Annotated in this window: 14 protein-coding genes; 3 read left to right on the top strand and 11 right to left on the bottom strand. The window is 33.8% G+C overall.

Annotated features, from left to right (window positions below):
* Positions 1-19: 19 nt before the first annotated feature.
* The 11 genes from ASD98_RS01605 to ASD98_RS01555 form a co-directional block, all read right to left on the bottom strand.
* Positions 20-736 (bottom strand): DUF4386 domain-containing protein, encoded by a 717-nt coding sequence (locus ASD98_RS01605; protein ID WP_056199208.1) that lies wholly within the window; start codon positions 734-736, stop codon positions 20-22.
* Positions 737-870: 134 nt separating this feature from the next.
* Positions 871-1,635, bottom strand: coding sequence for an SDR family NAD(P)-dependent oxidoreductase (locus ASD98_RS01600; RefSeq protein WP_056199204.1), 765 nt, complete (start codon positions 1,633-1,635; stop codon positions 871-873).
* A gap of 109 nt (positions 1,636-1,744) precedes the next feature.
* Positions 1,745-2,467 (bottom strand): SDR family oxidoreductase, encoded by a 723-nt coding sequence (locus ASD98_RS01595; protein WP_056199201.1) that lies wholly within the window; start codon positions 2,465-2,467, stop codon positions 1,745-1,747.
* A 182-nt stretch (positions 2,468-2,649) separates the two neighbouring features.
* Positions 2,650-3,573 carry an AraC family transcriptional regulator gene (locus ASD98_RS01590; RefSeq protein ID WP_056199197.1) on the bottom strand — a complete coding sequence of 308 codons (924 nt, stop codon included), beginning with the start codon at positions 3,571-3,573 and terminating at the stop codon, positions 2,650-2,652.
* A gap of 135 nt (positions 3,574-3,708) precedes the next feature.
* A complete protein-coding gene (locus tag ASD98_RS01585) occupies positions 3,709-4,272 on the bottom strand; it encodes a 2'-5' RNA ligase family protein (protein WP_056199195.1) in 564 nt (187 codons plus the stop codon).
* Positions 4,273-4,328: 56 nt separating this feature from the next.
* Positions 4,329-4,625 (bottom strand): hypothetical protein, encoded by a 297-nt coding sequence (locus tag ASD98_RS01580; RefSeq protein WP_128414763.1) that lies wholly within the window; start codon positions 4,623-4,625, stop codon positions 4,329-4,331.
* Between the two features lie 147 nt (positions 4,626-4,772).
* Positions 4,773-6,143 carry an alginate export family protein gene (locus tag ASD98_RS01575; protein WP_056199189.1) on the bottom strand — a complete coding sequence of 457 codons (1,371 nt, stop codon included), beginning with the start codon at positions 6,141-6,143 and terminating at the stop codon, positions 4,773-4,775.
* Positions 6,144-6,146: 3 nt separating this feature from the next.
* Positions 6,147-7,931 (bottom strand): amidohydrolase, encoded by a 1,785-nt coding sequence (locus ASD98_RS01570; protein WP_056199186.1) that lies wholly within the window; start codon positions 7,929-7,931, stop codon positions 6,147-6,149.
* Between the two features lie 229 nt (positions 7,932-8,160).
* Positions 8,161-8,850 (bottom strand): hydrolase, encoded by a 690-nt coding sequence (locus tag ASD98_RS01565; RefSeq protein WP_056199181.1) that lies wholly within the window; start codon positions 8,848-8,850, stop codon positions 8,161-8,163.
* 226 nt (positions 8,851-9,076) lie between these two features.
* The gene (locus ASD98_RS01560) at positions 9,077-9,391 is read right to left on the bottom strand and encodes a hypothetical protein (RefSeq protein WP_056199178.1); all 315 of its coding nucleotides are present in this window, start codon (positions 9,389-9,391) and stop codon (positions 9,077-9,079) included.
* A gap of 906 nt (positions 9,392-10,297) precedes the next feature.
* Positions 10,298-11,239: an alpha/beta hydrolase gene (locus ASD98_RS01555; RefSeq protein ID WP_056199175.1), complete on the bottom strand. Its 942-nt coding sequence runs from the start codon at positions 11,237-11,239 to the stop codon at positions 10,298-10,300.
* 404 nt (positions 11,240-11,643) lie between these two features.
* Here ASD98_RS01555 and ASD98_RS01550 point away from each other — a divergent pair, with 404 nt between their 5' ends.
* The 3 genes from ASD98_RS01550 (at position 11,644) to ASD98_RS01540 (ending at position 14,930) form a co-directional block, all read left to right on the top strand.
* The gene (locus ASD98_RS01550) at positions 11,644-13,203 is read left to right on the top strand and encodes an MFS transporter (protein WP_056199171.1); all 1,560 of its coding nucleotides are present in this window, start codon (positions 11,644-11,646) and stop codon (positions 13,201-13,203) included.
* A gap of 91 nt (positions 13,204-13,294) precedes the next feature.
* Complete coding sequence (gene kduI, locus ASD98_RS01545) at positions 13,295-14,134, top strand: 5-dehydro-4-deoxy-D-glucuronate isomerase (protein WP_082577766.1); 840 nt, start codon at positions 13,295-13,297, stop codon at positions 14,132-14,134.
* Between the two features lie 4 nt (positions 14,135-14,138).
* Positions 14,139-14,930 (top strand): gluconate 5-dehydrogenase, encoded by a 792-nt coding sequence (locus tag ASD98_RS01540; RefSeq protein ID WP_056199167.1) that lies wholly within the window; start codon positions 14,139-14,141, stop codon positions 14,928-14,930.
* The last annotated feature ends 19 nt before the right edge of the window (positions 14,931-14,949 follow it).

The raw sequence follows: 14,949 nt of genomic DNA, 5'->3' as shown, positions 1-14,949 counted from the left end.
TATCTATTGTCTAATAAAATTATGTAATCGCCAATTTTTCTCTCCACTTGATAAGATTCACACCTTTAAAAATAAGCCATAATGTAAGGCCTAATTCTGCAATGATGCAAGGAAACAATAATGCAAAATTGGAAAGCTGCGGTGCTAGAATTGATAGAAAACTGTTTATTAAGTAGCAAAGACCGGCAATTGCCATTAACACACCTAATACTTTTGGTAAATAATGGGATTTATAAATCAAGTATCCTTCAATAAGACACACAAAACCAAAAAAGACCAAACCTACACCCAACCCATAGCTATGTAATTTTATGGAAAGATAAGATAATGCGTGTAATTGATCTGGGCTAAAAGATTTTAAATAATCTGAATCTCCCAGGAAAAATAAGGCAGCAAGTAGATTTAATTTGTTGGCCGCCAAAACAGCAGTTTGAATCAAGTTAAAAGATAAATTGAGCAATGCAAGTTTTTTGTTTACAGGCCTTAGCAGATAATAAAGTATAATCATTACAGGCAGATCACAAATTTGCATAATCAAATCTGCGCTGATTCCTATTCTCCATAAAAGGTCAGAATGAATAATATTGTTTGCTGTAGCAGCTGCATCTCCATAAACAATTAATTTGCTTCTTACAAAGACTTCAGCAAATAAACCTGTTACAATAATAACCAGATATAATAATCCGGCTATTCTCGCATAAAATTGGGGAGAAGTTTCAAATTTTTTTGGTTTCATATTTTGGTTAGTTTAAGATAAGACGTTTGTCTCTTCAAATTGTTACTAACCATGATAGTAAGTTTATTGTCTTTAAATAGAAACCCGACAGGTTTTTAAAGCCTGTCGGGTTTAATTCTCAGCGTAAATAAGAATTACAAATTCATTCCGCCTGAAACTTCAATTCGCTGTGCATTTACCCAGCGTGCATCTTCGGTACATAAAAAAGCAACAACTCCGCCAATATCGTCTGGAAGGCCAACTCTTCCTAAAGCTGTAATTGAAGCTAAGTTTTTGTTTAGTTGTTCATTGTCGCGAACAACTCCTCCGCCAAAATCGGTTTCGATTGCGCCCGGAGCCACAACATTTGCCCTGATTTTTCTTTCGCCTAATTCTTTGGCCTGATATTTTGTTAAGGTTTCAATGGCGCCTTTCATAGAAGCATAAGCGGCATAACCTGGAAATGAAAATCTTGCTAACCCAGTTGAAATATTTACAATTCCGCCGCCATCGTTCATTACGTTCAAAGCTTTTTGAGTTAAAAAGAACGGACCTTTAAACTGAATATTAGTCAATTGGTCAAATTCTGCTTCAGTTGTTCCAATGAATGAATTGTGAATTCCAATTCCGGCATTGTTTACTAAAAAGTCAAATTTATCAGTATTGAAAGTACTTTTTAAAGTGGAAGAAATACCTTCAAAAAAGGCATCAAAAGTATTTGAATCTGCCACGTTCAATTGAAGTGAAGCGGCTTTTTGACCTAAACTTTCAATTTCTTTTACAACAGCTTCTGCTTCTTCTTTTTTGCTATTGTAAGTAATTATAACGTTGATTCCTTTTTTTGCAATTGCAATTGCCATGTTTTTTCCTAAACCTCTGCTGCCTCCGGTAACAAGGGCTATTTTTGTATTTACTGCCATATTTATTTAATTGTGAATTGTTAATTATTAATTGTGAATTTTTTGGTGAGTTGTTAATTGTGAGATGTGAAATGTTTTGTCTTTTCAATTAACAACTCACAATTAAAAATTAAGAATGCATTGCATTAAAATGATTTCTTAAATCTTCTGCGCTTGCGTTTAATCTTGTTTCGCTGGTTCCAAAAGTAAGTTCTGTTTTTCCTTCTTTTAATTGCTCAAAAATAGATTCGATAAAACTGCTTACGCTTGGATGTGCGTCGTGTAGTCCAACTCCGCCCAGATCTGTATTCAGTGCAGGCGGAATAATTTCAACTACTTCAATATTTTCCGCTTTTAATAAATGGCGAAGTGAAAGTGTGAACGAACGGAAAAATGCTTTTGTTGCCGAATAAACCGGAACTTTGGCAAAAGGCGAAAATGCCAATCCAGAAGTTACGTTCATTACAGTTGTCAAAGATTTTAACTGAATAAATAATGAAGTTAAATGCAGCGGTGCTTCAATATTAGTGTTGATTTCCGCTTTCATGCTTTCATAAAAATCAGCATCTGTTACGGAAACCCATTTTTGAATTCCGGCATTGTTAATTAATACGTTTAAATCAGGGTGATTTTGTGCAATCCATTGGTAAAGTGCAATACGATCTTCTTCTAAAGATAAGTCGCAGACTTTTGTAATTACAGAAGGAAATTTTGCTTTAACTTCATTCAAAACAGATTCTCTTCTGCCGCAGATAATTACAGTATTATTTTCCTGAATAAATCGTTCAGTAAGCCCAAGTCCGATACCGCTTGCACCCCCTGTTATTAAAATTTTGTTGTTTGATAAATTCATCTTTTCTATCTTTTAAATTGATAAGACAAAGGTAGGAGCAAAGCAGAGGTGGGGAATTGTAAATATCAAATCAATGTTTGCGAAATTCAAATCAACTGTTGTGAAATTCCAATTTTTTTAAATTCCAAATTCCAATTCTGATTTGAATTTCACAAACGTTGAAGCAGCTATTCTGTAACCATTTACAATCTAAAAGCTAAAGGCGTAAAGGTTGTTTGTTTTTTAAAGAAATTAGAAAAATGCGCTAATTCTTCAAAACCAAGCGAATAAGCGATTTCGGAAATATTCCAATCCGTTTGTTTTAAAAGGATTTTTGCTTCGTTTGTCAATCGGGAACTGATTAATTCTGTTGTGGTTTTCCCAGTGTTTTCTTTTAAAACTTTATTTAAATGATTGACGTGAACAGATAATCTTGCTGCAAAATCTTTTGCAGTTCTTAATTCTAATCGCTGATGCGGAGATTCTATAGGAAATTGTCTTTCTAATAATTCGGCAAATAAAGAAGAAACTCTTGCAGCAGAATTGTGCTTAGAATATAATGCTGTTATAGGCTGTAATTTTTGTCCAAAGTGGATTAGTTCAGCCACATAATTTCGGATCAAATCATATTTATAGATGTAATCAGAATTGATTTCTTTTTGTATTTTGTTGAAAATCAATGCGACTTCCTGAACTTCTTCATCTGATAATTGAAAAATGGGATAACCGTCTGATGCAAAAATAGGAAGTTCGTCTAAATCAATTCCGCTTTTATTTTTAGATAAAAACTCGCTGGTAAAAACGCAAAACTGCCCCGATTGGTTGGTGTCCTGCGGTACATAATTATACGGAATTTTTGGTGTTGCAAATAAAAGCCCTTGTTTTTCTATTTCGATTACTTTATCAGCATATTCGGCTCTGTTTCTGCCTCTTATTAAGCTTATTTTGTAATACGCTCTTCTGTCATAAGGCATGCTGGGCTTTTCTTTTAGTCTTTCATAAAGCTCTTTTATATCAAATACATTAAAATGACCAATTTCTTTTTGAATGTCATTTGGTAATAATGAATTGGATTCAGCAGTTGTGCCTCCGGAAATATCTTGGTAAAATGAATCTAGGGATTTCATATGTGTGAATTGTAAAATTCAAATATACGAAAAAATAAGCTTCGTGAGTTTAACCGCAAAGAGCGCAAAGATTTACGCAAAGCACGCTATTTTATTTCTTTGCAAACCTTGCGTAAATCTTTGCGCTCTTTGCGGTTAAAAAAGACTTCCTTGAACAAACTCAGGCTGCACATTTCCATTAAAAGAAAAAGTATCAATTACAAAAAACTGTTTTTTGACAGGATCTAATTCTCTTAAGACTATTTCTTTGCATAGAAAATCAATGTCGATTGTAGTAAAAAGCTGCGATGCGATTTTAAGATTTTCGGGTGTTAATTTCCTTCCAATAGACATATGCGGATCGTCGCTTTTTTTGAGTTTTAAAGGTTTTAAAGATTCCTGAACCTTTTTCATAATAGGTTTCAGGTTGTTTTTAGAATCTTCATTTGGTGTAATGTAAAAGGCTCCGGCATTCTCATAAGATCCAAAATCATTTAAATAAACGGGAAACGTTGTAAAAGTATCACAGATTTTAAAGAGCTTTTGTTTGTATTTATCAATTTGAGAATCATCAAATGTGAATTCACAAATCGTAATATGTCCAACAGAATTGCAGCTGTTGTACCACTCAATTTTGGTTTTTAAATAATCCTTCATTGTTTTGACCGAATCAATAACATCTTGCGAAGGATAAATGGCAACGGAATATTTTTTCTCCATTATTTGGACATTGAATTATACAAATTTAGCTGTTATTAATAATTAAACAGATCGATTTATTTATGCCAGCTAAAATTTCTTGAAAATCCGTTATTTTGATCATATGAATATTCGTAGTTAATTTTTTTTTTGCGTTTTAAAAAATCTTCATAAGAAATAATCTTTATGTCTTCGGGATATTCGACTACAGCAGTTTCAATCAAATTATATTGAATTTTCCCTTTTTTATTTATATTCTTTACCAATATGATATCATCATTACCTATGACTTCAATCAAATCATAAATCAGCACTAAATCAGAATCTTCATGTTGTATGTTGATATATTTTGATGGAAGAATATCACTTTCCATTAAATAAAAATTACGTGACAAGCTTTCTTTAAAAGTATAATCTTTATAAAGACATTGTGTTAAGAATAGGGAGATGAATAAAACAATAATTATTTTTTTAGAACTGGAGTATTTTTTTCTCATTTGAACAGATTGACTTACACAAATTTAAAATTTAAATTGAGCTGTCAAAGCAGTATAAAAATAATCTTTTCCAGAACCGGCTTCTTTTAAAAAGGCACCCGCATTAAACCATGCGCCTTCTACAGAAACGGTTAAAAAAGAATTGACATTATAATCAAAATTTGTGATCAATTGTGTTCCTATAAAACGTTCAGTTGTGTTATCTCCAGAATATAAAAGCTGCATGTTTGGAGCATATAGACCGTCGTGAATAGAGCTTCTCCAAAAAATGTCATAATCGATTCCGAAGCCTAATTTTTCGGTTAAGTCTAACCCAATTGACGGATGAATATCAATTAAATTGGAAGGGCCAATTAATCCGACCAAACCAAAATAAGCGCCTTTTGGATATAACGGATTGAAAGTCTGCAATTGATTGTCACTGCTGTTTTTATCTCCGGAAATAAACTCAGTTTTTAAACCAATTTCTGGATTGAATTTTATGTTTTCAAAAGTATAAGATGTATTTGATGAAAGCGTCCAAGCGGAAATATTTTGTGAATTGATCTTCCCGAATTGATACAAACCTTCAAAATCATATTTCCAATTTCCTTTTGATTTCCAGATTCTTGTTCCTATGGAATGTCTGGTTTCTTCGCCAATAGCATTATCAAAAACTGCTCGGTTTTTCCATAAACCTAGATAGTACAAATCGATATTTTGAATAAATGGCACTTTATGTATTACCGTATAACTTCCCCAAAGTTTGGCAGTGTCGTTAAAATCATCGTTGAAAACTCCGGGTTTATTAGCAACAGGATGTGAATAAAAAGCATCCGTCTGCCAATTACTATTTTTATAAAATAGTTTCATTCCGTCAAACGCAATTCTATTATTTGGGCGTTCGCGCACGCTTACCAAACGTTGAGATCCAAATGCGATTTCCTGTCTTCCAACTCTAAAAGTTAACTGCTGGTTTTTATTTTGAATGAAATCAACATCTAAAAAAACCTGATGAAAATCCAGTTCGTTTTCATCAACCGGACTTGGATCAATTTTACTGTTGGCCAGACTGCTTTGGAATTCGATAAAAGTTTTAAATCTTCCCAAATGAACATCGGCGTTTAGTAAATATCTCGACAATAAATAACCATCTCCGCCTGTAGTCTCATCGCCCCATTTATCATTAACAGTATAAAAATATTGTTCCCTGATTTCTCCGCCAATTGAGGCGTAGTATTTGTCGTTTTTCCCTAACGGAATATATTTGATTTTCTCGTACCAGTTTTTCGTCGAATCGGTTTTTAGATATTGGAAATCATCGTCATATCGCAGCTTTTGGAAAACTGGTTTTTGTTGTGCATTTGCAGAAAAAATGATTCCCAAAAGCAACAATAATCGGAATGTATTTTTCATTATTTAGTTTTTTTGGTAACCTCCAAAGTAATTTACAGGACTCCAATCCGGAATTGCTTTTGGTGTTTCGTTTGCAAAAGTTCTAAAGTCATTATCAGCATAAACTACTTTTCCGTTTACGACTGTCAATTTTGATTCGATGTTTAAGATTTTTTCTTCAGATGTTGAAAAGTAATCGTCAGAAAGGATGGAAAAATCGGCTAGTTTATTTGCTGTCAGCATTCCGCGGTCTTTTTCAATATTGATTAGCTGTGCGCTTCCGTAAGTGAATAATTTTAAAGCGGTAGTTCTGTCTATAATATTTTCATCATTCATATATTTTAAACCGCCTAAAGTTTTTCCGGTTGTTAACCAATACAAACCTACCCACGGATTGTAACTGGCAACACGGGTTCCGTCAGTTCCCATACCTACTTTAATTCCCAATTCTAGAATTTTCTTAAGCGGAACTGTGTTTGAAGCAGCCGTTTTTCCATATCTTTTAATGAAACTTTCTCCCTGATAAGCCATTCTGTGCTGAATTGCTAATCCTCCGTTTAAAGCTTTGATACGTTTTAAATTTTCTACAGAAACAGTTTCTCCGTGATCAAAGAACCATAAAAGACCGTTTAAAGGTGTTTCTTTATTGATGTCTTCAATAACATTTAAAAATCTCGTAATACTTTCATTATAAGTTGCATGGATTCTAAATGGCCATCTGTTTTTTACTAATAAGGACAAAACTTCTTTTAGTTGTCCTTCCATCGCCGGGCTTAATTCTGGTCTTGGTTTATCGAAGTTTTCAAAATCTCCGGCACTCATAACTAAATTTTCGCCAGCACCCTGAACATGATATTCTACTTTGTCTGAATGATGATCGTCGCAGCCTTCGCCAATTTCAACAGTATTAATCCATTTGGTGTAATCGTTTAGTTCGCTTCCGGCTTTTTGGGCAAACAAATAGTATGGCATTCTAATCGTTAAATCACTGTCTTTACATAAACGGTTTGTTACACCATAATCGTCTGGAAAGTTTTGAAATCCGCCGCCTGCATCCATAATGGCTGTTACGCCAAGACGGTTCATTTCGGTCATAAATTGTTTGGTCGAATTGAATTTTTCTTCTTCAGATAATTCAGGAAGTTTAGCAAGAGTAGAGTATAAAATAAAAGCATTTGGTTCTGCAACTAACAATCCCGTTGGATTTCCGTCAGGATCTTTTTCAATTAATCCCGCATTTGGGTTTGGAGTATTAGCATCAATTTTTAAAGCTTGTAATCCGGCTTTATTTAAATAAGCGTGTCCGTATAAATGAAGAATAAATGCCGGAACATCACCAGTTGCTTCGTTGATTTCTTCTAAAGTTGGGAGTCTTTTTTCTTCAAACTGATAAGCGTTCCATCCGCCTACAACGCGAACCCATTGGCCTTTTGGAGTTCTTTGGGCTTGTTCTTTCAGCATTGCCAAGGCTTTTTTGAGAGAACGAACGCCATCCCAGCGCAACTCTGTATTAAAGAATCTCCCGCCACGGATAATGTGCATGTGAGAATCGAATATTCCTGGAATAATTACTTTTCCTTTGGCATCGATTACCATTGTTTTTTTGTCTTTTAATTTTAAGATTTCGCTGTTTTTTCCTGTTGTCAGGATTTTCCCATCGGCGACAGCCATCGCTTCAACAATTGTATTTTTATCATCTAAGGTGTGAATTTGTGCATGATGAACGATAAGTGTGGCTCTTTTGCCTTGAGCGAAAACAGATAAAGAAATAAATAAAAAGAAAGCTAATATTTTGAAAGAGAGTTTCATAATAGTGGTATTTTAGTTGGTTTTGGGAGAAAAAAAGACTGTGCGGTAACACAGCCTTTTTAGTTTTGCTGGAACTATTTTAGTTGAAAATTGCCCGCTGATTTTACTGATTTGCTTCGCAAAAATGCTGATTTACGCAGATTTTTATTTATGTTCATTGATAAGTTTTAAATCCGTTTTATCTGCTTTTTCGCAATAGCGAATCTGTGTTATCCGTGTTCCAATAAATTTAGTGTTTCAACATTTCATGTGCATATTGAACCCCTACACCATAAGCACCGCCGTATTTTTTAACTAAATCGGTTACAGGTACATAAGTTTCCTGACGAGCCCAGTCACGTTGCAATTCTAATAAATATTGTAATGAAGTTATTGGATGCGCACCAGCCTGAACCATACGTGTTACAGCCATTTCGTGTGCTTCTTTAGAAACGTCTCCACTTGCATCTGTAATTACGTAAACATCATAACCTTCGTTAATTGCTGATAAAGCAGGTCCAACGATACAAACACTTGTCCATAAACCTCCAAAAACAATTTTCTTTTTACCTGTTGCAATAATTGCTTTTCGTGCAGGAACATCTTCCCAGGTATTCATTGTGGTACGATCAATATAGTTTGAAGTTTTTTGTGGATAAAATTCTTCGATTTCTCTAAAAACAGGTCCGCTGAATGATTTTTCGGCAACGGTTGTTACAACAGTTGGAACTTTGAATATTTTTGAAGCTCCGGCTACAAGAGCGGTGTTGTTTCTAAGCTGATCGATTGGAATATTGCTAACTGCAAAGGCCATTTGGCTTTCATAATCGATTAGAACTAAAGTATGATTTGTTGGGTCTAACAACGCCGGACTTGGTTTTTGAGCGAATCCAATAAATGTTACAAATAATAAAGCTGCGGTAAGGATTAATTTTTTCATGATAATGTGATTTTGTTGTTAATTAAAAGGTTTAAAAATATTTTGTATTTGATTTTCAGTGTTTTGCATTCAAATTAAATGCCTTGTTTGTAATGTGCTGATTTTAAAAGGTTTTTCAGAAAAGGCAATAGTGATCCTAGCGATATATCGTCAATAAAAATTGGATATTCGTTAATGAATTATCGTTAAGCTTTTAATGAATTTTAAAAGGAAAAAATACGGGTACCTAAATTTTTCCTTTTAGATGCAATCGGTGGAGAATTTCTGATTTTAATAAACCGCTTCCTCCTCCAAAATGTTCAATTACTTCAACTTCTGGCTGCTGTTTTAAGCAAAATGAAGTAAACTCTTTTTCGACATGATCTTCGATTCCGGAACTCAAGAGAACAACATCGATTTTGTGATTCTGAAAATATTCCTGAGCTTCTTTTTCATTGTTGAAAGAAACTGCGTTCCAATCTTCATATGCGTTTACAAGGCGAAGTAAAATGGCCAGAATCGCTTCGTTTTTTCCGAGTAATAAGAATTCAAGAGTTTTCATTTTTTTTTAAGGTTCTGAGGTTATGAGTGGCTAAGGTTCTAAGTTTTTTTTCTTCACTTTAAAAATTAGTTTCTACAGAGCTTCTAATTTACTTTACAAATTTATTTGTTTTGTTTTTGTTTCAACTTAATCTAGAATAAGAAAGGTACTGAGGTTCTAAGATGCTGAGATTCTAAGTTTTTCTTTTCTATTTGTTTCAGTTTTTGACAGAACTTATAATTTACTATGCAAATTTATTTATTTTGTTTTGGCTTCAACTTAATCTAGAATAAGAAAGGTACTGAGGTTCTAAGATGCTGAGATTCTAAGTTTTTTCCTTTCTATTTTGTTTCAGTTTTTGACAGAACTTATAATTTACTATGCAAATTTATTTATTTTGTTTTGGCTTCAACTTAATCTAGAATAAGAAAGATACTAAGATTCTAAAGATGCTGAGATTCTAAGTTTTTTCCTTTCTATTTTGTTTCAGTTTTTGACAGAACTTGTAATTTACTATGCAAATTTATTTGTTTGATTACGGTTTCAACTTAATCTAGAACAAGAAAGGTTCTAAGTTTTAAAAAAAAACTTAGAACCTTAGCCACTTAGAACCTCAGAACCTTTAAAAAAAATATACGGGAAACCCGTAATGGGATCTCAAAAGGCTGTATTAGATTTGTCTTGTTGAGATTGAAATAATGATTTATCTACCTTTTAAATTATTCCTTAAAGATCTTAACGGTTAAACTGTTTTTGGAGAAAACAATTTTTTTAATTTTTAAAAATTTGACATATTCACTTTATCATGGGTAACTTGTAGGAATTTGCAAATAATACAACAAATGTCTAATTTTTTATAGGTTTTTAGATTTGGTTAATTGGTTGGCCTCTTCTAAAAACCTTTTTTTTTGTATAATACTTTTTGATTTACTTATAGCCGTTTACTTTTAGCCATTCTTCGCAGTCTCTAGTCCAATATTTGCTGGTGTCATTTACTCCTAAACCAAAACCGTGGCCGCCTTTTTCATATAAATGTAACTCTGCTGTAACACCATTTTTTTTCAGTGCTAAATAATAATCGATACTATTTTCTGGTAAAACAACCGTATCATCTGTAGCATGAATTAAAAAAGCGGGAGGTGTTTTTGTGGTAACTTTCTTTTCGTTTGAAAATGAATCGATTAAATCTTGTGAAGGATTATTTCCTAGTAAATTAATCTGCGAACCTTTGTGTGTAATATCATTTTGCATTGAAATTACAGGATAAATTAAAAGAGAAAAATCGGGACGGGCGCTTACTTTATAAGCTGATTCATAAACGTTATCCTCATAATGAGTAGATAGGGTAGCAGCCAAATGTCCGCCAGCCGAAAAGCCTAAAATTCCAATTTTGTTAGGATCAATATTCCATTTTGCAGCATTTTGCCTTACATAGCGAATTGCTTCCTGTGCATCTTGAAGCGGGCCGACATTCTTATTTTTCATTATTAAATCATTCGGAAGTCTATATTTCAATACAAAAGCAGGAATTCCTAAACTATTAAACCATTGTGCCACTTTTGTTCCTTCTTTATCAATGGCCAAATGCTGATATCCTCCGCCGGGAAGAATAATTACAGCAGTTTGATTTGGTTTTGTTACATTCGGAAAAAATGCCGTTAATGTTGGAATTGTAACCAAACTGGTACTTTGAACTTTTCCATCATTTATTACTTCTTTTTCTTTATAATCCGGCGCTTTAATTTCATCCGGAATTTTATTCCAAAGCAGAATTACCTGATTCTGTGCTTTTATATTGGATAATACCGCTGTAAAAAGCATGAAACTTAATACAGTTTTTCTAAAATATTGTTTTTTTGAATTTTTCAATGTTAAATTTAATTATTTGTTTTACAATTGTTTACTTATTTGATCGGGCTGATTTATAAATTTGGATTTGAATAAATGAAAGGTAATTAAAAACAATTTCACTTGGATTAAATCCCGGGACAATTTTACCCCTAAATACGGATAAATTTCACCTATTGGCTTTTAACAAATATATTGGTTAATGTGTAATTTTGGGTTCTTTTTTTTATGCAATGTCTTAAATTTGATACGGAAAATAATTTTATATATAATTTATTTGGAATATAAAGATTAAAAACTATATTTGTGCAATCGATTACATTATTGCAATCCTATAATTTTAATCTCTTGATTCTAATGTGTTTAAATTATGCATTTGTATATAGATCTTAAAATTAAATAATCTAACTATAATAACCACAATCATGAATCAAACCGATGCTGTTACAGTAAATCAAAGTATTAAATCTGCAGGAAAATACCGTTGGAGTATATGTGCGCTTTTGTTTTTTGCAACCACCATTAATTACCTCGACAGACAAGTTCTTTCATTAACCTGGAGTGATTTTATCGCACCGGAGTTTCATTGGACAAACAATGATTACGGAAACATTACTGCGCTGTTTTCTATTTTTTATGCTGTTTCATTGTTGTTTGCAGGACGATTTGTAGATTGGTTAGATACTAAAAAAGGATTTCTTTGGGCTATCGGGATTTGGTCTATAGGAGCTTGTTTACACGCTTTTTGTGGTATTGCAACTTCAGGAATTATAACAGGCAACTGGTTGGTTGGCTTTGAAGGATCAAAAGAAATAATCAGTGGCTTGAGCGATACCGGAAAAGTAATTAATGTAAGTGTTACATTGTTCATTTTCGCTCGTTTTATCCTGGCAGTTGGTGAGGCCGGAAACTTTCCTGCAGCAATTAAAACTACTGCCGAATATTTCCCTAAAAAAGACCGTGCTTTTTCTACCAGTATCTTTAACGCTGGTGCAACAGTTGGTGCTTTAGCAGCTCCAATTTCAATTCCTTTTATTGCAAAATCATTTGGATGGGAAATGGCATTTATCATCATTGGTGCATTAGGTTTTATCTGGATGGGATTCTGGGTTTTTATGTACGATAAACCAGAAAGACATAAAAGAGTAAGTGCAGAAGAATTAGCTTATATTCAGCAAGATGATATTGCAGACAGTAAATTAGTAGGTTATGTTCCGGAAACAACTTCCAAAGTTTCTTTTGTAGAATGTTTAAAATTCAAACAAACCTGGGCTTTTGCTTTTGGTAAATTCATGACAGATGGTGTTTGGTGGTTCTTTTTATTCTGGACTCCGGCTTACTTAAGTTCTGTATACCACATGGATTCTACAGAAGCTGCATTGCCATTATTTGTTTTGTATATGATTACTTTACTATCTATAATTGGCGGATGGCTTCCAACTTATTTTGTTGAAAAGAAAGGAATGAACCCTTACGAAGGAAGAATGAGAGCGATGCTGATTTTTGCATTTTTTCCACTATTAGCTTTAGTCGCACAGCCTTTAGGATATATCAGTTATTGGGTTCCTATCATTATTATCGGAATCGCTGGAGCAGCGCACCAATCATGGTCGGCAAATATTTTTACAACCGTTGGAGATATGTTTCCTAAAAAAGCGATTGCGACCATTACAGGAATTGGAGGCTTGGCAGGAGGTTTAGGTTCAACTTTGATTAATAAAGGTTCAGGATTATTATTCGATTATACGCATAAAACATTCACGACTGTAAACGGACAGCCATTTTTAGAGAAATTCCCGCAATTTGTAACACAGCCTATTCCAGAAACTTTCTTTAAAGAATTAGAGAAAAGCGGAGCCGTAATTTCTGATGGAATCAATACAGGATATATGATTATTTTCTCAATCTGTGCGGTATGTTATTTAATTGGCTGGGTAGTTATGAAAACTTTAGTTCCAAAGTATAGTCCAATTACAAATCTGTAATTTAGCTTTATTGAAATATTTTTCCGTTTGAATTATGCTTTTTCAATATAAAAAATTAAATTTGTGCAATCGATTACATTAAAATAAAATTATGACAAAATATAGCTCAAGATACGCGTCAAGCCCAGAAGCAGTAAAAAAATACGACACGCAGCAGTTAAGAGAAGAATTCTTAATCGATGACTTAATGCAGGAAGATGAAGTTGTATTGGTTTACTCGCATTACGACAGATATATTGCAGGTTCTGCAGTTCCTGTAAAAGGTGATTTAACTCTGGAAACAATCGATCCGCTTAAAGCGCCTTATTTTTTAGAAAGAAGAGAAATAGGAATTATTAATGTTGGAGGAAGCGGTTCTGTAGTAGTTGAAGGAACGTCTTATGAACTTGGTTTTAAAGATGCCTTATACATTGGAAGCGGCAATAAAGAAGTAATTTTCAAAAGTACTGACAGCAAAAATCCGGCTAAATTTTACATCAACTCTGCACCGGCTCACACAACTTATCCAACGGTAAAAGTAAGTCTGGCAGAAGCAAATAAATTAGAATTGGGTACGATGGAAACGGCGAATCATCGTACAGTAAACCAAATGATTATTGGAAGTGTTGTAACAACCTGCCAATTGCAAATGGGAATGACAGAACTAAGGCCGGGAAGTGTTTGGAATACCATGCCGGCACACGTACACGATCGCAGAATGGAAGTTTATTTTTATTTAGATATTCTGGAAAATCAGGCAGTTTGTCATTTTATGGGACAGCCTCAGGAAACAAGACATATCTGGATGAACAATCATCAGGCAGTTATTTCTCCGCCTTGGTCAATTCACTCAGGTTCAGGAACCAGCAATTATACTTTTATTTGGGGAATGGCGGGTGAAAACTTAGATTACGGAGATATGGATGTTTGTAAAATCACTGATTTAAAATAAGAAAATGACAAACTTATTTGATATAAAAGGAAAAGTTGCTCTTATTACAGGAAGTACACACGGACTGGGAATGGCAATGGCAAAAGGTTTAGGACAAGCCGGAGCTACAATTGTGATAAACGGAAATTCGTCTCAACAAAAAATTGATGACGCTGTGGCAGCACTTCAAAGCGAAGGAATCAACGCTGTGGGTTATAAATTTAATGTAACCGAAGAACTAGAAGTAAAAGCAGCTGTTCAAAAAATTGAAAGTGAAGTTGGGCCAATCGATATCTTAATTAACAACGCAGGAATTATTAAAAGAATTCCGCTTCTTGAGATGGAAGTTGCTGATTTCAGAGAAGTAATTGATATAGATTTAGTAAGTCCGTTTATCGTTTCTAAGCATGTTGCCAAAGGAATGATCGAAAGAAGACAAGGAAAAATCATCAACATTTGTTCCATGATGAGCGAATTGGGCCGTAATACCGTTTCGGCGTATGCTGCTGCAAAAGGCGGTTTAAAAATGCTGACGAAAAACATGGCAACAGAATGGGCAAAATACAATGTTCAGATCAATGGAATCGGGCCGGGTTATTTTGCTACAGAACAAACAAAACCAATTAGAGTTGACGGACATCCGTTTAACGATTTTATCATCAGCAGAACTCCTGCTGCAAAATGGGGAGATCCAAGTGATTTAGCAGGAGCGGCAATATTTTTATCCTCTAAAGCGAGTGATTTTGTAAACGGTCACATTTTATATGTTGACGGCGGAATCCTGGCTACAATAGGAAAACCTTCAAACGAAGAATAATTCTCAAAATATATTTTAA

The sequence above is a fragment of the Flavobacterium sp. Root186 genome, from assembly GCF_001428525.1.
In the GTDB taxonomy this organism is placed as follows: Bacteria; Bacteroidota; Bacteroidia; order Flavobacteriales; family Flavobacteriaceae; genus Flavobacterium.
The sequence above is the reverse complement of the archived record's forward strand: the minus strand, read 5'-3'. Positions and strand labels throughout refer to the sequence as shown.